Genomic DNA, 21,512 nt, shown 5'->3' with positions numbered 1-21,512 from the left:
TGGCCGGATCCGGCCGCCTGGAGGGACCGGGCAGGATGGGCGGCATGAACCGTCGGGCGCTGAGATGGAGCGGCTTCGTCCTCATCACCGCCGGACTCGTCGTACTCGGGTACGTCGGCTGGCAGCTCTACGGGACGACCTGGCTCGCCCAGCGTCACCAGTCCGACGTCGTCGCCGCGACCGAGCGGGCCTGGGCGGAGCCGGCGGGGCGGACGATCTCGTCCGACGACACCGAGCTCGCCGAGGACGTCGTCGCCGTCGTGCGCATCCCGGCGTTCGGCGACGACTACGCCGTGCCGGTGTACGAGGGCACCGACGACGACACGCTGACCCGGGGCTTCGGCCTCTTCGGGTCCAGCCCCGCCCCCGGCGACCCCGGCAACCTCGCCCTCGGCGGGCACCGCATCACGCACGGCGAGCCGCTGCGGCAGATGCCGGAGCTGCGTCCCGGTGACGAGGTCGAGATCCGCACGCGCGACGCGGTCTACACCTACACGCTCGACACCGCGGGCGACGCGCTGACCGTGGGCTTCGACGAGGACTGGGTCGTCCGGGACCGGCCGGTCGACCCCGAGAGCGGCGCACCGCCACCGGGGCTCTCCCCCGACCCGCGCCTGCTCACGCTGGTCACGTGCGCCGAGATCTTCCACACCGACGACCGGCTCGTCGCCTTCGGTCACCTCACCGACGTGGTCCCGGTCGAGTAGGACCCAGGGTCAGCCGATCGTTCCTCCGGGGAGTTCGGGCGAGGTGCGGCCGACGGTCGGGCCGCGCCGGAGCGCGATCGGAGGCTCCAGGCCGTCTCGTCCCGGACGAAGCCCAGCTCGGTGATGGCGGCCTCGACGCGCGCCCGGTAGCCGGGGCTCACCTGGCCGGGCCGGTTCAGCACGTTGGAGACCGTGCCGATCGACACCCCCGCCACGCGGGCGACGTCCTTGATCGTGTGCTTCTCGGGCAATGCGGCCTCCTGTCGACCGTCGTGGACGTGCGGACGTGGCGGCGGGAGGAGACCTCCCGCCGCCACGCGACCGTTCCTGCTACCTGCGGGCCACCCGGACGACGATGGCCTTCCTGCTGCCCGCGACGTTCGCGCTGCCGGCGTACCGGATCGTCAGCTTCCGGCTGCCGGCGACCAGCCTCGGGAGCCGGATCGTCGCCTTGCCGGACCGCACCGTGCCCGAGGCGATGGTCTTCCCGCCGCGGAGCACGGCGACCCGGCCGGTCGCCGTCGCGCCCGGGACGGACACGGTGACCCGGACCTTCGGGCGGGTCCCGGCCTTCGGGCGCTTCGGCGCCACCACCGCACGGACGCGGGACGGCGCCTGGGCGATCACGGCCCGCGTGGTCGTCCGCGAGGCCGCGTTGGCCGCGTCACCGCCGTACGCCACGGTCAGGGTGTGGGTGCCGGCGCCCAGCGCGGTGCCCGGGAGGGCGATCCGTGCCGTGCCGCCGGTGACCGCGGCCCGGCCGAGGACCGTGGCGCCCCGCGAGACGGTGACCGTGCCGCCGGGCTGCGTGCCCGCGACCGTGGCCAGGACCGTGGTGGCCCGGCCGTAGGTGCCCCGGACCGCGGCCGCGCTCACCGAGGTGGCGGCCGGGTCGGCGTACACCTTCTCGACGAACGGCACGAGCTTGGCCTGGCGGGGACCCGACTCGAGGTACTTGACGTCGTTCTTCCAGAAGCCGCGGTTGTTCTTGCCCTCCCGGACGATCCCGCGGTCGAGCTGGACGTTGGCGAGCGCCGACGAGTAGTCGATGACGATCGTGTTCTCACCGTCGACGAGGTAGTCGCTGACGTCCGCCACGGGCTTCGTCCAGCTGACGCCGCCGGTGTAGATGTCCTGGCCGACCAGGGGCACCTGGGTGCCGGTGCCGTCGTCGATGGTGGGCTTGCCGACCCCGCCGACGTCCATCTTGAGCTTCGTCGGGTTGGTCGAGACGTGGCCGCCGACCTTCGTGCCGTTGATCCAGACCTCCATCGACTCCTCGAGGGTGTCGCCGAGATCGAGGTAGGCCCCGCTCGCCGAGTCGGCGTCCCAGTCGAAGCTGGCCTCGTAGTGACCCGTGCCCGAGACGGCCTTGCCGACCTCGGGGATCTGGTCCCACGTCGTCAGCTTCTCCAGCTGCACCTCGATGTCGGTCGTGACCGTGGAGGTCTTGCGGTTGGTCGTGGTCAGGTCGCCGATCGTCTCGGTCCGGACCAGGTCGCCGGCCGTCGCGCTCGGCCGCCACGAGGAGACCGTCAGGTCCCAGTCGGTGATGTCGCGGGAGGCGGGCACCGTCACGGAGTCGGTGTACGTCCTGCCGTTGCTGAGCCGGGTCGTGACCTCGCCGCTCTCGGTGGCGCGGACCGCCACCCCGTCACCGGCCGCGTGGGCCGAGGCCGCGTCGGTCGAGACGATGTGCAGCTGCTCCGCGTCGACCTTCTCGAAGGCGAGCAGGTCGATGTTGTTCTGGTCGATATCGACGGGTACGACGGTCCGGCCGTTCTCCCAGCGGTAGTCCGCCAGCTCGGTGACCTCGCCGGTCCACGCGTCGATGCGGTACGGCACGAACCGCCCGTCGACCTCGACGTCGGTCTTGATGTTCGTCCCGAACTTCACGTTCCGGATCTCCGGACGGTGGCTGTACTGGTGGTACTCGTCGTCGCCGTAGTTGTAGAGGTAGACGTAGCGGTTGCCGTCGGCGTCCTCACGGGTCTGGTTGAGCAGCTGGAGGTTGGGCTCCTCGTAGCCGGTGTACGGCTCGACCCCGAGCTCCTGCAGCTTCTCCAGGACGTTGTCGTCGTACCCGCCGGGGACGGCCTTCTCGATGTCGATGTCGTCGTAGATCGTCGCGACCCGGACGGTGTCGAGGGTCTTCAGCTCGTCGGTGACCTTCTTCAGGGCGCCGTCCTTGCCGTCGTTGTACGGCGTGCGCGACGCGGCGTCCTCGAGGACGACGACCTTCAGGCCCTTCTTGGCCCAGCTCAGGATCCGCTTGGCGCCGTCGAGGTCCAGCCAGTCCTGGTAGAGCACGATCGCCTGGTAGCCGGCCTTCTCGATCGTCTTCGTCTCGGTGTCGAACGAGACGTCGTCGTCGAAGAGGAACCGCGGGCTGAAGTAGTCGTAGGTGTAGCCGTTGTCCTGCAGCTCGGTCGAGCGGTAGTAGATGCCCTGGTGCGCCAGCTGCCAGTTCATCTGGTTGATGTCGCTGCCGACGCCGTTGCGGAACTGCGAGCCGTGCACCCACTTCTGGCTGATGAAGCCGACGTCGGTGCGGCTCTTGCCGGTCTGCATCAGCTGCTGGACCCGGCCGAGGTGCGCGTTGAACTCGTCGTAGTCGCGGGAGCCGGGGTTGCGCGACCCGAGGTTGTGGAAGGTGGAGGCGCCGAAGCGACCGGCGGTGTAGCCAGGCCACTGGAAGTTGCCGTAGCCGAAGCCCGCACCCCAGATGTGCCAGATCATCCGCTGGAAGCCGGCGGCGTACGTCGAGTAGGCGTCGCGCAGGTGCAGCTGGCGCGTCGCGTTGTACGACGGCACGCCGGCGCTCGACTCCGACGAGAGCACCTTGTTCTCGAGCTTGGAGCCGCCGGTCCACTGCCGGAAGACGTCGACCTGGTTGTACTGGTTGAGGTTCTCGGCCTCCGGGTAGTCGACGTCCATGATCGGCTCGGACATCTCGACCTCCTTGCCGTAGGAGATCTGCGCCCGGGTCTCGATCCCGACGGAGTTGAGCCACTTCTTCAGCGGCCGGAGCATCCGCTCGCGGTAGAGCTGGGTCTGCACGTCCAGGAAGTCGTTCACGATCCCCTGGCGGCGCTGCTCGGCCCCGTCGAGCCGGTAGGTGCCCTGGGTGGCGACCGAGTTGTAGGGCAGGTCGAAGGTCGACACGACCCCGCTGATGAGGAACAGGTACGGCCGGACGTCGTAGCCCTTGCGCTTCTGGAACTCCGTGGCCATGTCCTCGGACCAGAAGGTGAAACCGGAGCCGTGCTCGATCTCGAGGGAGTCCATGAACAGTTGGACGTCGCCCTTCTCGATCTTCGCCCTCAGGGCCGGGTCGGCGAGGTAGTGCTCCTCCCAGAACGCCTTCAGCGCGTCGACACCGCGGGTGTCGAAGTAGTTGGTGGTGTAGCTGGGCACCGCGGCCGGGCTGGAGGTCTCGTAGGTGCCCTGGGTCCAGGTGCTGAAGACCCGCCAGGTGCCGTCGCTCGGCGGCGTCCAGCTCAGGGTCCGCTCCCAGACGTCGGCGCCCTGGGTCGCGGCCGGCAGCGCGACGTAGCTGTCCGGGTCGACCGTGGTGCCGTTCGTGACCCGGTAGGCGTAGGCGTTGACGAACGTCGCCCCGGCCTGGCGCGCGTTCGCCGCCGGCGCCGGAAGCGAGGTCAGGGTCTGACCGGCCTCGATGGTCGTGGTCCCCTGGATCAGGCCCTGCATCGCGGCCTGGCTCGCCGGGTCCAGCCCGGGCACGTTCGACGTGGCCCAGTTGGTGCCCGAGGTCAGGTAGACCGCCATGCCGAGGTCGAGCATCTTGTTCATGATGAGGTTCCACTTGTGGGTCCACATCTCGGAGCCGTACGCGTAGTCGGCGTCCGGGGCGTTGTCGGTCTGCATGCACAGCTCGACCCCGCGGAAGCCGGCGTCGTACAGCGCCTGGATCTCCTCCAGCAGCGTCTCGTCGGTGTGCGCGGCCTCGCCGAGCCACCAGCGCACGTCGCTGCTGTAGATCCGGTCCGGGTCGACGTACTTGCTCTCCAGGTGGCGGGCGAACGCCGAGCTCTCGGTGCTGGCCGCCGTCCGGACGCCGCCCGGCGCGGACGACGCGAACGTCGCCGTGCTCGACGGCTCGGCCCCGGCGGGCGCCACCGCGCCCAGGGCCATGGCCGAGAGACTCAGCGACAGGCACAGCGTCGCCGCACCCGCCACTCGTGTCCTACTGCGCATACTTCTCACTCGCTCTCCTTAGGGGTGAAACGTTCCTGCGCACGCACCTGCCAGGACGTGCCGGTCGGGACGCAGCATCACGAGGCTGGATTTGAACGTTTCACAACGTCGTCCTATCGTGACGACCGTCACTCGCCGCCGACAATGACGCCGACGACAGAGTTCTCGGCGCGGACTGTCGCGGACGACAGGCCGGGAGAGCGACAGACCGCACGGGAGGTGCACCGCCCATGGCAGGCAGCTCCGCCACCGCGTCCGACGTCCGCGGGGCGTGGCGCCCCCGCGTCGCCGGCGCACTCCTCGCGCTCGCGGTCCTGGCGGCCACGATGGTCGGCCGCAGCGCGGACGCGACGCTCCGCCTGGCCCTCCCGGACACCTGGACGCAGTGCCTGATCTTCGTGGCCGCCGCGGCCGTCCTCGTGGCCCGGCGGTTCCCCCTGGGCGCCCTCGCGGTCACCGTGGTGCTCGACGCCCTGCCCTACTGGGTGGAGATCGGCGGGGCCGGCTACCACCTGGCGCTGATGATCGCGGTCTACCTGGTGGTCGCGCACGAGCCGGCCCGCCGGGCACGCGTGGCGTTCGGCGTGGTCCTCCTCCTGCAGGTGACCCTGATGGCCTGGGACACGGGCTGGCGCTGGAACTCCATGTACGTCGTCGTGGCCGCGCTCACCGTCACCTTCCCGGCCGCCCTCGGCCTGGCGACCCGCTCCCGGAACCAGGCGACCGAGGCCCTGCGCCAGCGCGCTCTCGCCGCAGAGCGATCCCGCGACGCCGACGCCCGGAAGCTGCTCGCCGAGGACCGGCTCCGAACAGCCCGCGACCTGCACGACTCGGTCGCCCACCAGATCGCCGTGATGAACCTCAACGCCGGGGTCGCCTCGCGCTCGCTCCGGGAGCGGCCGGACGACGCCGAGGCCGCCCTGGTCACGGTCCGCGAGGCCGGGCGGGCCGTGATCGCCTCGATCTCGGACCTGCTGACCGGCCTGCGCGAGGGCCCGTGGGACGACGCCGAGCCGCGTCCCGACGTCGCCGAGCTCCGGCTGCTCGTCGAGGAGTTCCGCACCCTCTCCCCCGGGCTGACGGTGTCGTACGACGGGCCCGGCGCCGAGCAGTCCGGCTCGGTCAACCCGGTCCTGTACGCCGTGGTCCGCGAGGCGCTGACCAACGCCTACAAGCACGGCCGGCACGACGCGCCCGTCGTCGTACGGATCCGGCTCGAGGCCCGGTGCTCGGGAGTCGAGGTGTCCAACGTGGCCGCGGAGCCGGGCGTGAGCCTCGTCGAGGGCTTCGGGCTGCGCGGGATGCGCGAGCGGGTGGTCGCCGTCGGCGGCGCCCTGCGGGTCGAGGCGGACGGCGACCGGTTCGCGCTCACCGCCGAGCTGCCCGAGAACCACGAGAACCACGAGAACCACGAGAACCCGGTGACCCCGTGATCGACATCCTCGTCGTCGACGACCAGAGCCTGATCCGCAACGCCGTGCGGGACCTGGTCGCGCAGGAGCCCGACCTGCGCCTGGTCGGGTCCGCGGAGAACGGCGTCGAGGCGGTCCGCCTGACCCGCGAGCTGCGACCGCACGTCGTGGTGATGGACGTCCGGATGCCGGTGCTGGACGGGATCGAGGCGACCCGGATGATCACCGGCGACACCGGGTCCACCGGCGCCCGGGTCCTGATCCTCACCACGTTCGACGACGACCCGGACTACGTCGTCCGCGCCGTGCGGAGCGGGGCGTCCGGCTTCGTCGGCAAGGGGGCGGAGCCGGAGGTGCTGCTGGAGGCGATCCGGACCGTGCACCGGGGCGAGGGACTGCTGTCGCCGCGCGCGACCCGGCACCTGCTCGACCGGCACGCGGGCACCGTGGACCCCGACGAGATCCACCCCGACCTGCAGGGACTCACGGAGCGCGAGCTCGACGTGCTGCGGCTGGTGGCTGAGGGCCGGACGAACCAGCAGATCGCCGAGCAGCTCGGCATCACGGTGCTCACCGTGAAGACCCACCTCAACCGGACCATGACCAAGGTCGACCGGCACGACCGGTCACAGCTCGTGGTGCTGGCCTACGAGACCGGACTGGTCACGCCCCGCTATCGCTGAGGCCCTCGAGCAGCGACGGCACCAGGTCGACGACGGTCAGCGCGGCCCAGGTCTCCAGGCGCGACTCGGGCACGCGCCGGCCGCGCAGTCGCTCGAACCGCTCGATGCGGTAGGCGACCGTGGTCGGGGCGAGACCCAGCTCGTGGGCGACCGACTGCCGGCTGCCGCCCGAGCGGAGGAACATCAGGACCGTCCGGCGCAGGTCGGCCGACCGCTGGTCGCGTCCCATGACGCCCGCGAGCTCGCGGGACACCAGCCGGCTCGCGGCGACCGGGTCGGCCAGCAGCGCCGCGGTCAGCAGCACGTCGCCGTGCAACCACGGGCGGTCCCGCTCGGACATCGAGGCGACGGTCGCGGCGCGTCTCGCGTCGACATAGCCCCGGGCCACGCCGGCCGGGCCGAGGTGCGGGTCGCCGACGGCGATCGCCACGCCCCGGGGCACGGCGAGCCGCCCCACCTCGGCGACGTCGGCCGCCGTGATCGGCCGGGGTCGCGACCAGCACAGGAAGGTCTCCGAGCCCAGGGACGCCGAGAGCAGCGAGCACCCCGGGAGCAGGTCGGTCACGGCCGCCGCGAACCGCGCGACCCGCGGGTCGTCGGCGTCCAGGGCGCCCCCACCGGCCGGGTCCGTCGCGATCGCCACGAGGTGATGGCCGCCGAGACGCACCCCGAGCAGATCCTCGTCGGCGGTCGCGACCGGCTCCCCCGCCACGAGCCGCTCGATCGTCTCCTGCCGTCGCACGGACCACTCGTCCGATCGCGAGCGCTCGTCCTCGTAGGCCGAGACCAGCGCCGTGGCCGCCAGCTCCGAGTACCGGGTCAGCAGCAGGAGGTCGTCCCACACGCGTGCGTCGGTCGATGCGTCGCCGTCACCGTCGCCAGGAGGCGTCGTCGCGGCGAGCATCGCCTCCTGGACATGGACGTGGAGGCGCCACACCGCCTCCGTGAGCACCATCGCGGGCACCCCCTCCCGCGCCAGCCGGCGGGCGTCGTCGAGGGACGCCTGCGGCACCCGCAGGTCGCTCACCGTCCGTCCGTCGCGGAGCTGGAGGAGGAGCGCGAGCAGCTCGGTCTCGATGCTCCGGGTGCAGGCGGGTCCGCCGCAGCGGTCGCCCGCGCTGCGACGCAGCTCGGCGAGCAGCACGCCCGCGGTCTCCACGGCCCACCGCACGGGGCCGGCCCCGAGGTCGGCGTACGCCCGGGCCAGCACTGCGGGCGCGGCAGAGGGCCGCCTCCCGGGGTGGTCGTCCCGCGGGCGGAGGCGGCACGTCCACGGCGCGCGCGTGAGCGTCACCTGCTGAGCCGTCGTCACCGCGCCAGTAGACCGGACCTGGCGCCCGACGGCATCAGCCCACGACAGGAACCTGGCGTACTGCGTCCGCAGTACGCCAGGTCCCGAGGATCAGCCGACCGTGACCGGGTACGACGTCGACCGCCCGCCGGCCGTCACCGTGATCCGCACCCGGCCCGTGCCGACGGCCAGGATCCGACCCGCGGCGTCGACCTGCGCCACGCGCGGGTTCGACGAGCGGTAGCCGACCTTGACGCCCGTCGCCGATGCCGGGGCGTACCGGCCGGTGACGTAGACCGCCTGGCCGGCGGCCAGGCGCTTCGGCACCGCGGCCTTCACCCGCGTGACCCTCGCCCGCGAGCGCGTCTTGACGACCTTCACCGTGACGCTCGCCGTGAGCCGCTTCCCGGAGGCGCCGGGCTTCACCGTGGTGACGGTGATCCGGGCGGTGCCGGTCCGCCGCGCCTTGACGACGCCGGCGGCCATGACCCGCGCGACCTTCGGGTTGGACGAGCGCCAGGTCACCGCACCGTGGTACGACGGCCGACCCGAGGTGAAGTAGACCCCCTCCTCCAGCCGGAGCGAGGTGCCCCGGACCAGGCGCGCCTGGGCCTGGTTGAGCTTCACCCGGGTCGCCACCGGTGCGGCGGGAGCGGTGACGAGACCGGCCACGGCGGCGCCGAGCTCGGACGCCGCCCGGTCCACCTCCGCCTGGGTCGCGCCCTGGTCGGCGAGCACCCTGGCCGCGTCTGCGACCTCGGCCTGCAGCCGCGCCCACGACGCGGCGGTGAACCGGCCGTCGGCGTTGGACAGCCCGCGGGCCTGGTCGTACAGCGCCCGGAGCACCGTGCGGTCCACGACGACCGGGGGCTTCTGCTCCAGCCCGTCCAGCGCGGTCTGCAGCTCCTCGACCGCGGCGTCGAGCTGCTCCTGGGTGCGGTCGGCGCGCGCCTCGTAGGCCGCCTCCGCCGCACTCAGCGCGGAGCGCAGCGCTCCGGCCGACTCCTCGGTGTAGCCGCTCAGGTCCGCCGCCACCTCCTGAGCCGCGCCGATCAGCGTCCCGAGCGCCGCGGCGTCGCCGCGCAGCTCCAGGGCGGCCACCGCGGCCTCGACCGCCTCGGTGGCGGCGTCGACCTGCTCCTGCGAGAAGCCCGAGCCGTCGTACACCGCCTGGGCGCCGTCCTCACCGTCGACGACGGCGCGCAGGGCGGCCCAGGTGGAGGTGGTGTGGTCCGCCGCGACGAGGTCGGCGAGCCCGTCCAGGGCCGCGCCCAGCGCGGTCCTGTCCGCCGCGACGACCTCGTAGGTCAGCGTCGCGCTCGCCCGGTTGCCCGCCCGGTCGACGACGGTCTGGGTGATCGTGTGCTCACCGACCTCCGTCGAGTACCCGGTCTGCACGTGCGACGCCACCCCCGAGGTCGCGTCGCTGCCCGTGAACGTCGGCTCGGCGGGAACCTCGCCCTCGGCGATCGGCCCGCTCGGCCACGCACTGAACCCGGGCACCGGCTTGGTGCCGTCGACCTTCACCGTCAGCGTCTGCTCGGCGGAGGCGTTCGACGACGCGTCGGTGGCGGCGTAGCGCAGCACGTGCGTGCCGTCCGTCGTGACCGGCACCGGTGCCGTGTACGGCGCCAGCGGGGCCTCGCCCAGCGCCGCCCGGATCGCGGGCGAGCCGTCGACGTCGTCGACCGCGGTGACCACCAGGGTCGTGGGCGCGGTGATCCAGCCGTTGTCGCCGTACGACGTGGTGTCGGCCGGCGCCGCCGACACTGTCGGCGCCCGGTCGTCGGTCTCCGGGGTGCCCGGGTCGCTCACCCAGACGTCGGTGAGCGACGGGTCGTAGAAGGCGTCGTCGCCGCCGTTGTAGAGGTACTTCACGGTGACCTTGCCGTCACCGTCGACGTCGAGCGCCTCCGGCTCGTCCACGAGCACCTGGTAGTTGGCCAGGGTGTTGCCCACGACGCCCTCGTTGGGCACCAGGTAGCGCACCTGCTGCACCAGCACGTCGTCGACGAGGATCTTGTAGACCTTCGGCCGGGTCTGGACGACGCTGACGTTGCCCGCCGTGTCGGCCGTCTCCCGCATGCTCAGGACGAACGGCTCACCGGGGGTGACGTCGACGTCGACGCTGTACCAGCTGCCGTCGCGCGACCAGGTGAAGCGGCGGGTCAGGCCGCCCTCGGTGTTGGTGCCGCCCACGGGGATGGTCGGCCGGAGGTTCCACCGCAGGTTGTGCGCCCGCTCCGTCGGACCCGGCTTGACGTTGGCGGCGGAGTTGCCCGTCGAGCCGGGGCCGTCGTCGCCGAAGTCGACGAAGTCGTGGGCCCCCTCGATCGCCGCGGCGCCCGTGGTGGTCCACGCCCGACCCTTCGGGCCGTACCACTTCAGCCGCGTGCTGCTCGTCGCGGTGCCGAGCACGGCGCCGCGGTCGGTGAAGTCGACGGTGACCGACTGCATCATCGGCAGCCAGTACTGACCACCGCCGTGCACCGTGACCTCGACCTGGCGCGAGCCGCCGGCGGGGATCGTCACCAGCTCCGACGGGGCGCCCGCTTCGAGGACGCGGGCGACCGACCGGGCCGCGAGCCGCCCGGTGACCGGGGTCGACCCGTCGTTGCGGACCGTCGCGGTGACCGTCCACCGCCCGGTGCGCGGGTAGTCGCCGACCCGCTCCCCGAGTGTGACCCCCTCGACCGTGAGGTCGGACGCCACCCGGAGGAAGCCGGACACGTCCGTGGTGAAGCTGCGCTCCTGCTGCTCGCCGTAGGCCACGGTGACCTCGGCCCGGGCGTCGTACGACGCACCGTGGCGCGCACCCTGCGGCACAGCGAGGGTGAACGGGAGCTCGGTGCTCTCGCCCACCGCGACCGGGCCGCCGGTCAGGGTCACCGGCTCGGCGAGCCCGGGCACCTCGACCTCGGCGGTGATCGCGTCGATGCGCGAGCGCCCGGTGTTCTCGACCGTGACGGCCGACTCGACGCTCGTGCCCGGGGCCACCGTGCCGGCCCGCGGGAGCGAGACGGCCGCCGGGGCGGACAGCACGTCGAACGCGTGCTGCCCCGGCTCGACCCGGACCACGGTCTCGCCCGCGGCCTCGTCGACGCTCACGTCGAGGACGCCGGGGGTCGACTCGTCCAGCGGTGCCCCGGACAGCGTCACGTCACCGACCACGACGGTCGGCAGGTGCACCTGGGCGATCGTGCCGGTCGGCACCGTCACGTCCAGCTCGTAGACCTGGCGGTCGCGGGCGTCGATGTCGACCGCGATCCGGCCGCCGATGCTGTGCACCTTCGCCGAGATCGTCTTCAGCCCGCCGAGCTGGGGGCGTACGGCGAACTCAGCGAAGCCGGGCTCGACCTGCTGGATGCCCGCGGCGTACCGGCTCATCATGGTCAGCGGACCGCCGGTCCACGCGTGGTTGAAGGTGCCGGCCTGGTCCTGCTCCGGTCCGGCGAAGAACTCCCACAGCGTCGAGTGGTCCGGGTCGTTGACCATCGGCGCGTAGCGGTCCTTCATCCGCGCGATCGCGTCCTCGGGGTAGCCCATCAGGTAGAGCGCCTCGAGGACGTACTTGTCCATGTAGGGGCTGGACTTCTGGATGTTCACCAGCACGTCGCGGATCTGCTCGTACTGCGCGGGCTTCGCGAGGCCGGCGTACACCGCGAGGGCGTTGGCGCGGTCGTCGGCGCGCCCGTCGCCGGTGGACTCGTAGAAGCCCTTGCCCGGCACCCAGAGCGAGTCGATGTTGTCGCGGATCGAGTCGGCGCGGTCCTGCATCCAGGCGATCGCCGGGTCGTCGGCCGGGACGCCGATCTCCGTGCCGGACTTCATCGTCGACTGCAGGGCGATGTAGTACCAGAGGGTGTCGATCAGGCGACCGTCCTCGTTGTAGCCCCAGTCGTGCCAGTGCCAGGTGCCGCCGTGGTCGTGGGCCAGCAGCCCGTCGGCGGCCATGTTGTAGGTCCGCAGGTAGGCCACCGACGGCTCGTAGGTCTCCTCGAGCGCCGAGGCGTCGCCGGAGTACTCGTAGAACATCCAGAAGCTCATCAGCGCGGCCAGTGACTGGGCGGGCAGCTCCGAGAAGGAGGCCGCCGGGGCCTGGGTCGGGATCAGGTCGCCGTTGCGGAAGCCCATCAGGTTCGTGATGCCCTTGCGGGCCAGGTCGGCGGCAGCCGGGTCGAGGGCGTAGAACGCCTCCTCGAGCTCGTTCGTCGCGTCACCCCACCACTGCGAGCGCTCCCGGTCGGGGCAGTCCATGTAGGAGTCGCGCATGGTGACGTAGAGGGTGTCGCGCGCCATCCGCCAGAGCTTGTCGAGGTACGGGTCGTCGGAGGTGAACGCCCCGTCGAACTCGCTGGCGTAGCCCGACAGGCGGTAGCCGATGGCCTCGACCTGGGCCGTCTGCGGGGCGGTGACGAACAGCTTGTCGCCGTTCATCCAGATCAGCGACTCGTACTCCTGCGCGCCGGCCTTGGTGACGTACTCGGCCTGGACGGCCTGCTCGATGCCGGCGCCGCGCACGGTGGCGCGGTCGGTCTTGAGACCGACGGTCGCGCCGGCCTGGGTGCCCGCGCCGAGCCTCACGTACGGCGTGAGCTGGTGGTTCACCGGCATCCGGAACTCGTACGTCGTGATGCCGCCGCTGGTGGTCGCCTTGACCCGCGGGTCGGTGACCGGGATGGCGGTGGGCTGCTCGTCGTACTTCAGCAGCGGGATCGGCCGGTCGACCAGGAGGTTCCAGGGCGAGCTGCCCTCGTTGCCCGACGTGACGGCGGCCGGCCAGGCGGCGTCGTCGAAGTCCGTGGCCGACCAGTCGGCCCAGTCGGCGATCTCGGCGCGGGCGTCGTACTTCACGTTGGGCTCGGCGAGGCGGTAGTTCACGTCGACCGACATCCGCCCGTAGGCGTCGAGCTTCAGCGCCTTCCAGGTCTCGTTGGAGCGCAGGTCGACGTCGGGGGCCTCGAAGAAGAGGCCGGCCTTGCCGGAGTACGGGCCGGCGTACCCGCCACGGCCGTAGGAGACCGCGAGCACCGCGACGGTGTTCTCGCCCTCGCGCAGGTGGGGCCGCAGGTCCACGTTGTCGACGTACGAGTCGACCTTGTTGGGGCCGCGCTTCACGCTGCCCTCGAAGACGACCAGCTCGTCGTTGAGGTAGAGCCAGTACTTGGTCTCGGCGGCGATCCGCGCGTTCACCGTCGCCGGGAGCGCGTCGAGGTCGTCGACGGTGAAGGTCCGGCGGAAGGCCGTCCAGTTGTTGAGCGAGGCGGCGTCCGAGGACCAGATCCAGTACGCGTCCTCGGGCGAGTCCGGCACGCTGCAGACGCTGACGATCTCCAGGCCGCCGTAGCCCGCCGCGGTGGCACCGCTCGTGCCGAGCGGTCGACCCTCGAAGTCGTCGGCGTAGAGGTAGGCGTCGGTGCCGAGGCGCTGGACGACGAGGTTGTCGAGGGTGCCGGTCTCGCCGCCGGAGACCCGGATGCCGACGGTGCCGGAGGCCGGGATCCAGGGACGCGAGTACTGCGCCACCTGCGCGCCGTCGATGTGGACGGTGACCTGCTGGCCCGTGACGGCGATCTTGAAGTGGAAGGGCTCGCCGGGGGTGAGGGTGCCGGCCGGCAGCGTGATGGTCCCGTCGGCCGCCCAGCCGCCGTTGTTCAGCCGCAGCGGGCCGAGGGAGTTCCCGCTGGCCGAGAACTGCAGGGACGGGCCGTTGTTGCCGCTCTGGCGGAAGGAGACGGCCAGGGTGTTGGGGGTGGTGGCGTCGCCCTCGACGGAGTAGTCGGTCCACTCCGAGGCGCGGGCCGGTGCGAGGTAGCCGCCGTCGTACGTCGGCGCGCCGGTGCCGCCCGATCCCGGGAGCCCGAGCAGCACGACCTTGTCGGTCGCGCTGCTGAGCGCCTCGCCGCACACGCGCGGCGGGGCGGCCGAGGCCGCCGGCGCGGCGGCGCTCGCCGGCGCCGTGCCGACGGCGGCGAGGCCGCCCAGCCCGAGCGCCAGGACGACCGCCCCGGCGATCCGGGACCGTGCCGCGAACCCTGTCCGTACCTTCCTCGCCACCCTGCTGCCCTCCACGATTCGTGTCACCTGTCCTGCCGTTCCTCGGGTCGGGAGCCGACGCCGGCTCCGTCTGGTCCGCGCGACGGCTGTCGCGCGGGATGGATCGCCTCGCCGTCACCCGAGTGGGCGGCGAGGTAGAGGTCGAAGGCGAAGCGCGGCAGGCCCCCCGTGCGCGCCACGGCGATGCCGTTGGCCAGCGCCCAAGCCCGCACCTCGCGCGTCGAGAGGCCCGCCGGCGGCGTGGTCATCGGACCCGGACCACGATCGGCCCGGCCTTCGACGGCTGCACGGTCGGCGACCCGCCGTACTGCGCGACCAGGCGGTGGGCGCCGCGGCCGCGGAGGCGGACCTTCACGGTCACCGCCGAGCCGGTCGCCCGCACCGTGCGCACGACCTTGCCGTCGAGGCGCAGGGTCACCCGGCCGCCGACGGCCACCGTGGGCGCCGAGACCTGCACGCGCACCCGCACCTTCTGGCCCGACCGGACCTTCGTCCGGTTGACCCGCAGCGAGGTGGCCGAGCGGACCTTCGTGACCGGTCCGACGGCCGTCGACGTCGCCGTCGCGGTCGCCAGGCCCGCCTTGGCCGCCGTCACCCGCACCGCGAGGCGGCGACCGACGTCGGCGGCCCCCAGGCGGTACGTCGCCCCGGTCGCGCCGGGCACGGGCCGGCCGTCGCGCAGCCACTGCCGCGTGAGCGTGACGCCGGCGGTGTTCCACGAGCCGTCGCCGGCCCGCAGGGTCCGGCCCACCTCGACGCTCCCGGTCACCTGCGGCGGGGCCACGGCGACGAGCTCGGCGACGTCCGCCAGGGTGACGGTCAGCCGGCGCACCTGCTCGACGTTGCCCGCGACGTCGGTCGAGACGACCTCCACCACGTGCTCGCCGAACCCGGTGACGACCGGTGCCTCGTCGCCCAGCGTGGTCCACTCCCCGCCGTCCATGCGGTACGCCGTGGTCGCCACGCCGCTGGTGGCGTCCCGCGCCTCGATCACCAGCGCAGCCCGGTCGGGGCGCTCGGCCCCGGAACGGACGGAGACGGTGGTGCTCGGTGCCGTCGCGTCCACCCGGACGGTGAGCGAGCGGGCGGCGGTGCGGTTGCCCGCCGCGTCCCGCGCCCGGTAGTCCACCATGTGCTCGCCGTCGTCGCCGAGGACCAGCGGGCCGGCGTACGCCGCCCACCTGCCCGCGCCGCCGACCTCGACCGCCGGAGCGGCGTCCCGGTCGTCCACGGAGGCCAGGGAGACGGTCACCGGACCGCGGTGCCAGCCGTCCCGGCCGGCCGTGCCCTCGACCCGCGGGGACACCAGGGGCGCGACGCGGTCCTCGCCCAGCGGCAGCACCCACACGTCGGCGATCGACGGGTCGTACGCCGTCGCGTCGGTCGGGAACTCGAACTTCAGCCGGACGGTGCCGTCCGCGGTCTCGGCCAGGGCGTCGGCCCCGTCGACCAGGACCTGGTGGGCCATCCAGCCCACCGAGTTCTGGGTGCGGGTGATGGTGTGCCGGCCCGCCGGGACGTCGTCGACGTAGAGGTTGAACTCCTTGGTCGTCGCCTTGTCGAAGGTCTCCCGCATCCGCACGAGAAACGGCTGCCCGGGCTCGACGTCCACCTGCGCGGAGAACCAGGACCCCGGGTGCAGCGAGTGGGCGTAGCGACGGGTGAGCCCGGCCTCCGGGCTGGTCCCGCTGTTCGGCGCCGCCAGCACCGCGTGCGCGGTCTCGGAGACGCTCTCGCCGAAGTCGACGTGGTCGGTCGCGCCGTCGCCCTCGGCGGGCGGCGTCTCCAGCGCGACGGTCAGCGACCCGGCCCCGGACGCCAGGACGTCGTCGCCGCGCCGCACGGTGGCGGTGATCTGGTGGGCGGTGGCGACCACGTCCTGCGGCAGCAGCAGCGGCACCTCGACCGTCGCCGTCCCGCCGGCGGGCACGCCCACCGGGGCCGAGGGCACGGTGGCCGGCCAGCCCGCCGGCACGCCGAGCTCGACCCGGCCGTCGGCCGCCGCGGTGCCGGTGCTGCGTACCGAGACGGTCGCGGTCGCGGTCCCCTCGCCGGTGACCTCGGCGCTCACGCCGGTCACCTCGAGTCCCGAGGACACCTGCGCCCAGGGGCCGGACGTCGTCAGCTCGAGCCGCTCGTCGCCGGTCGCGAACGCGACCGTCGCCGTGACGTCGTGCGCACCCGGACGGGCGGACGCCGGGACCCGGACGGTGAACGGCAGCTCGACGGACGAGCCGGCCGGCACGGACGCCGGGAGGGCGCCGAGCGTGACCGGCCAGTCCCCGACCGCGACCTGCGCGGTCAGCTCGTCGATGCCCGTGTCGCCCGAGTTCGTCAGGGTGACCGCGCCGGTCACCTCGGTGCCCGGCAGGACCGGTCCGGCGAGTGGCGCCACCGCGATGGCGACGCCCGCGCGGTCGGACGCGGCCCGCTCCAGCGCGGCCACGACCCGGTCGAGGCGGCGGACCAGGTCGAGGCGGACCGGCCGCTCGACGGTCGTCGCGGCCGACGTCTCCTCCCGCAGCGCGCGAGCGGCGTCGAGCGCGGCCGCGAGGGCCGTGTCGATCGCGGCGGCGTCACCGGCGATGGTGGCGCTCACCGCTCCCTCGACGTCGGCGGTGACGGCGTCGACCCCGGCCAGCAGCCGGTCCCGGTCGGCGGAGGACAGGTCCCCCGCGTCCGCGTGGTCGGCCGCACCGGTCCGGACGTCGGTCAGCCGGTCCAGGACCGCGCCGAAGGACGCCAGGTCGGCGCGGACCCGCAGCTCGTAGTGGCCCGAGCCGGTGGTCAGGCTCAGCACGCCGTCCTCGTGGCTCCACGCCCGGACGCCGTCGGCGGTGATCGCCAGGCCGTCGCCCTCGACGACCGTGGCCGCGTTCGGCGCCGGGACCTTCAGGTGACCGGTCGAGCCGACGGGCACGTCGACCTCCAGCACCAGGTCACCGTTGTCGGCGGTGCGCCAGTCGGACGTCACCGGGCCGAACGGGGTGTCGAGCGTGGCCTTCGCCCACTCCATCTCGCCGGTCACCGCCGGCGCGATCGTCACGTCGCGGTAGCCGGTGTCGACCGAGGAGCGGATGCCCGCGACGTCGTTGAAGAACCAGTCGTCGACGGTGCCGAGGAAGTAGTGCCCCAGCGAGCGCGCGTCGGTGGCCCAGTGCTCCCACATGCTGGTCGCGCCCTGCTCGAGCTTGTAGCCCCAGCTCGGGTACGTCGTCTGCACGGCGAGCTCGTGGGCCAGGCCGGCGTGCCCGTGCGCGGTGAGCACCGGCAGCAGGTACTTGGTGCCGAGCACACCGGTGTTCAGGTGCGTGTCCTTGGCGCGGACGTCGGCCGCGATGCTGTCGACGACCCGCTGCGTGGTCGCCGCGTCGGGCGTCAGCCCGAACGCCACCGCCAGCACGTTGTGCGTCTGCCGGTAGCCCCGGTCGCCGGTGCCGCGGTAGTGCCCGCCGCCCGGCGCCAGGAAGGTCTTGTTGAACGCCTCCTTGACCGCGGCCGCGTTCACCTCGAAGTGCTCGGCGTCGGCGTCCTCGCCCAGGTGCCGCGCCGAGCGCGCCATCGTGTCGAGCATCAGGTAGAGGTACGCCGTGCCCGAGACGCGGGTGTCCTCCGGCGCGTTGCCGCCGGCCGGGCTGGCCTCCGGGCTGACCCAGTCGCCGAGCCGGTTCTCGGTGACCAGGCCGTCGGCGCTGCGGTCGAACTCGAGGTCGACGTACTTCTTCAGGTTGGGGTAGAGGCTGCGCAGGGTGCGGTCGTCGCCGCTCTGCTGGTAGAGGCCCCACGGGATGTTGACGTACGCCGAGTGCCACGGCGGCGCCACGCCCCACTGCCCCCAGCCGGCCGAGCTGGGGGCGATGACCATCGGGGCGCCCTCGGCGTCCCGGGTCTCGTCGACGTCGCGCATCCACTTCGCGAACAGCTCGTGGAGGTCGATGTTGTACATGAACATGTCGAAGCCGACGGCGGCGTCGCCCGTCCACCCGTTCTTCTCGAACATCGGGGTGTCGGTCGGGATGCCGTGGATGTTGTTGTAGAGCGTGTCGACGACCGCCTCGTGGGTGCCGTTCATGACCTCGCTGGAGCTCTCGAAGGTGCCGGTGCGCTCCGCGTCGGTGTGCACGAGCCGGGCGGTGAACGCGCTCAGCGGCGGCGCCTGGTCGCCGGGCCAGCCGGTGACCTGGACGTACTGGAAGCCCTTGTAGCTGAAGTGCGGCTCCCAGGTCTCGGGCTCCCCGGTGCCGGCCAGCACGAAGCGGTCGGTCTGGAAGCCGGACGCGAACCCGCCGTTGTTGTCGAAGTTGACCAGACCGCTGGCGCGCAGCTTCTCGCCGTACTGGTAGCGGATGGTGGTGCCGGCCGGGCCCTCGGCGGTGATCCGGACGTTGCCCGCCAGGACGCGGGGGAACTTCACGACGTAGGTGCCGTCCTGCGGCTCGGTGATCTCCACCGCGGGCAGGCTCTCGGTGACCCGGATCGGCTGCTGGCGCATGTTGACCAGCTCGCCCTTCGGGCCGGCGACCTCGGCCGCCGGCGCCCACTCGGCGTCGTCGTAGCCGGGGGTGTCGAAGCCCGGCAGCTCGTACGACGCGTCGTACGTCTCGCCGCCGTAGAGGTCGTCGAAGCGGGTCGGGCCGTCGTGCCGGGTCCACGAGTCGTCGGTGACGACCCGCTCCTCGCGGCCGTCGGCGTACTCGATCTCCAGGACCGCGCGGGCGACGGGCTCGTCGTGCCAGGGCGGGGTGTTCCAGTTCCAGACGTTGCCGCCGGTCATGCCGTAGAAGCCGCGGCCGAGTTCCAGGCCCAGCGCGTTGGCACCGCCGTCGAGCTGGTCGGTCACGTCGGTGGCGACGTACTGGACGGTGTCGTCGTAGTCGGTGAAGCCCGGCGACAGCACGTCCGCGCTGATCGGGGCGCCGTTGAGGGACACGTCAGCGTAGCCGCCGGCGGCCACGTAGACGGTCGCGTTGGCGACGTCGCCGTCGACCTCGAAGTCCTTGCGCAGCAGCGGAGCCGGGCGGACCGGGGTCTGCGGGGGCTTGACGTTGCGGTTCCACGGGGCGGCGCCGTACGCCGCCTGCACGACCGCCGCACCCCACTCGCTGTCGTCGAGCGCCGGGTCGGACCAGTCGGCCGGGATCTGCTTGGTCGCCTTCCAGGTCGTGTCGGTGCCGAACACCTCGCTGGCACCGTCGGCGTAGCGGACCCGGACCCGGGCGACCAGGCCCGCGGGCGAGCCGGGGCCGTTGGTGGTGCGGACCGCGAACACGTTGCGGTCGGCCTCGAGGTCGACCTCGTAGCGGCGCGACTGCTGCCACTCGTTCACCGCGCCCTCGGTGCGTCCGACCCGCTTTCCGTTGACGACGAGGTCGAACGAGTCGTCGGCCGTGATCACGACCTCGGCCGAGACGGCCTCCTTGCCGGCCGGGCTCACCCGCGTGGTGCGGAAGGCTCGGTCCTCGGCCGGGGCCTCCGGCCTGGTCTCCTCGGGGGTCCAGATCCAGCTCGACCCGTCGACGGTCAGCGCCTCGGCGCCGGTCGGCACCACGGGCACGGTGACCCGGTCGGCGTAGACCCAGCCGCGGTAGAGCGCCTGGGCCCGCGCGGGCTCCCAGCCGCTGTCGTCGTACGCGACGTCCGCCCAGCCGGTCGGGCGCGCGGCGCTGCCGATGGGCTCGGCGAGGAAGGACCCGTCGCTGACGACGTCCTCGCTGGTGCCGTCGGTGTAGCCGATGCGGACCCGGGCCAGGACGCCGCCGTACTGGGCGTTGCCGGGGGTGTCGAGGGCGAGGGCCAGGACGTTCTCGCCCTCGGCGACGGTCAGGTTGACCGCGCGCGCCTGCTGCCACTCGTTGTTGGCGCCGGTGTTGCGGGCCACCTCCGCGCCGTTCCAGTACGCCGTGAAGATCTGGTCGCCGGTCGCGGCCAGCTGTGCCCAGGCGACCTCCTTGCCGGCGGGCACCGTGATCGAGCGGCGGAACAGCGTCGTCGGGATCGGGTTCGACGTCGACGGCGCGCCGATGTCGGGGATGATCCAGGACGCGGTGTCGAGGTTCATGCCGGTGTCGACCGCGGTCGTGCGCGGGACCGTCACCTGGGCGCCCCACGGCCCGGAGCCGTACTCCGCCCGCGCGGCCGCCGGCACCCAGCCGGCCGTCGACGCGCCGGCCAGGTGCCAGCCCGGGGCGGCGGTCTGCGTGGAGAGCCAGCCGTCGTCGGTGACGACCTCCTCGGTCGTGCCGTCGGCGTACCGGACGACGAGCTTGCCGACCACGGCGCCGAAGGCCTTGGCGGTGTTGTTGAGCCGGACCGCGAGCACGTTCTCCCCCGACTGCGGGAAGACCCGCACCCGGGCCGCGGTCTTCCAGCGGTCGTCGACCGAGGCGCCGCTGGCGACCTGCGTGCCGTTGAGGAACGCCGAGAAGCCACGGTCGCCGGTCATCACCAGCTCGGCCCCGGCGACGGTGCGGCCCGGGTCGACGGTGAAGGTCTGACGGAAGTAGCCCGGCGGCGTGTTGGCGCCGGAGTACGGCGGGTGGATCCACGACGCGCCCGCGAGGTCGACCCCGCTCACGTCCTGCACCCGGTCGTTGCCGATCCAGGCGCTGTCGCCCCAGTCCCCCGCGTCGAGCAGGCCGGTGCGGAAGCTCGACGACCCGCTCGCGGCGCCGGCCGTCGTCACGACCTCGACGTCCCACACGTAGCCGGTGGCCGACTCGAGCGCCGGGCCGTCGTACGGCGCGCCCTCGGAGGTGGCCGACTCCACCACCCCGCTGTCCCAGACCAGCTCGCCGTCGAGGCCCTCGGCCTCGGTGGCGACCCGGAGCCGGTAGGACTCCTGGCGCACGTCGCGGGCATCCGAGCCGATGACCCACGAGAACCGGGGCTCCTCGACGTCGAGGCCGAGCGGCGCGACCTTCTTCTCGACCTCCAGGGTCGAGAGGGTGGGCGCCGCGCCGGGAGCGGACGCGGCGACCGCGGGAGCCGGGGCGAGCGAGGCCGGGGCGACCGCGGCGACCGCGAGGGAGACGGTGAGCAGGGGGGCGCCGAGCCGGAGCAGAGGGCGGGAGGTGTCAGCCACAGGGCTTCTTTCGGAGTGTCGGATCGAGAGGGGCGGACCTGCGCCCGTCCCCCGGGAGGGGAC

At 73.0% G+C, this 21,512-nt stretch carries 9 protein-coding genes; 3 read left to right on the top strand and 6 right to left on the bottom strand.

Features of this window, described 5'->3' with window-relative positions; genetic code table 11:
* Nucleotides 1–44 precede the first annotated feature (44 nt).
* Entirely contained in the window at nt 45–707 is a 663-nt protein-coding gene (locus VMF51_RS16740; RefSeq protein ID WP_325475592.1) for a class E sortase, read from the top strand.
* Here VMF51_RS16740 and VMF51_RS16735 read toward each other — a convergent pair.
* The gene (locus tag VMF51_RS16735) at nt 677–958 is read right to left on the bottom strand and encodes a LacI family DNA-binding transcriptional regulator (protein WP_325475591.1); all 282 of its coding nucleotides are present in this window, start codon (nt 956–958) and stop codon (nt 677–679) included. The two genes, VMF51_RS16740 and VMF51_RS16735, sit on opposite strands and share 31 nt — an antisense overlap.
* A 79-nt stretch (nt 959–1,037) precedes the next feature.
* On the bottom strand, nt 1,038–4,862 hold the full coding sequence (locus VMF51_RS16730; RefSeq protein WP_325475590.1) for an Ig-like domain-containing protein: 3,825 nt from the start codon (nt 4,860–4,862) through the stop codon (nt 1,038–1,040).
* A 293-nt stretch (nt 4,863–5,155) separates the two neighbouring features.
* Here VMF51_RS16730 and VMF51_RS16725 point away from each other — a divergent pair, with 293 nt between their 5' ends.
* Nucleotides 5,156–6,358, top strand: coding sequence for a sensor histidine kinase (locus VMF51_RS16725; protein WP_325475589.1), 1,203 nt, complete (start codon nt 5,156–5,158; stop codon nt 6,356–6,358).
* Nucleotides 6,355–7,020 (top strand): response regulator transcription factor, encoded by a 666-nt coding sequence (locus VMF51_RS16720; RefSeq protein ID WP_325475588.1) that lies wholly within the window; start codon nt 6,355–6,357, stop codon nt 7,018–7,020. The genes VMF51_RS16725 and VMF51_RS16720 overlap by 4 nt, the downstream gene beginning before the upstream one ends.
* Here VMF51_RS16720 and VMF51_RS16715 read toward each other — a convergent pair.
* The 4 genes from VMF51_RS16715 to VMF51_RS16700 all read right to left on the bottom strand — a co-directional run bounded on the left by VMF51_RS16715 (nt 7,001) and on the right by VMF51_RS16700 (nt 21,449).
* Nucleotides 7,001–8,332, bottom strand: coding sequence for a helix-turn-helix domain-containing protein (locus tag VMF51_RS16715; RefSeq protein ID WP_325475587.1), 1,332 nt, complete (start codon nt 8,330–8,332; stop codon nt 7,001–7,003). The two genes, VMF51_RS16720 and VMF51_RS16715, sit on opposite strands and share 20 nt — an antisense overlap.
* A 90-nt stretch (nt 8,333–8,422) precedes the next feature.
* The gene (locus VMF51_RS16710; RefSeq protein WP_325475586.1) at nt 8,423–14,395 is read right to left on the bottom strand and encodes an OmpL47-type beta-barrel domain-containing protein; all 5,973 of its coding nucleotides are present in this window, start codon (nt 14,393–14,395) and stop codon (nt 8,423–8,425) included.
* A complete protein-coding gene (locus VMF51_RS16705; protein ID WP_325475585.1) occupies nt 14,392–14,616 on the bottom strand; it encodes a hypothetical protein in 225 nt (74 codons plus the stop codon). Before VMF51_RS16705 ends, VMF51_RS16710 begins: the two co-directional genes overlap by 4 nt.
* Nucleotides 14,613–21,449 carry a family 78 glycoside hydrolase catalytic domain gene (locus VMF51_RS16700; RefSeq protein WP_325475584.1) on the bottom strand — a complete coding sequence of 2,279 codons (6,837 nt, stop codon included), beginning with the start codon at nt 21,447–21,449 and terminating at the stop codon, nt 14,613–14,615. The genes VMF51_RS16705 and VMF51_RS16700 overlap by 4 nt, the downstream gene beginning before the upstream one ends.
* Between the last annotated feature and the right edge of the window lie 63 nt (nt 21,450–21,512).

Origin of the sequence: Nocardioides sp., from assembly GCF_035503875.1 — a bacterium.
In the GTDB taxonomy this organism is placed as follows: Bacteria; Actinomycetota; Actinomycetes; order Propionibacteriales; family Nocardioidaceae; genus Nocardioides.
The sequence above is the reverse complement of the archived record's forward strand: the minus strand, read 5'-3'. Positions and strand labels throughout refer to the sequence as shown.

Coding starts and splice junctions, on each gene's coding strand:
- VMF51_RS16740 (WP_325475592.1), top strand. CDS start 45: ATGAACCGTCGGGCGCTGAGATGGAGCGGCTTCGTCCTCATCACCGCC.
- VMF51_RS16730 (WP_325475590.1), bottom strand. CDS start 4,862: ATGGCCCTGGGCGCGGTGGCGCCCGCCGGGGCCGAGCCGTCGAGCACG.
- VMF51_RS16725 (WP_325475589.1), top strand. CDS start 5,156: ATGGCAGGCAGCTCCGCCACCGCGTCCGACGTCCGCGGGGCGTGGCGC.
- VMF51_RS16705 (WP_325475585.1), bottom strand. CDS start 14,616: ATGACCACGCCGCCGGCGGGCCTCTCGACGCGCGAGGTGCGGGCTTGG.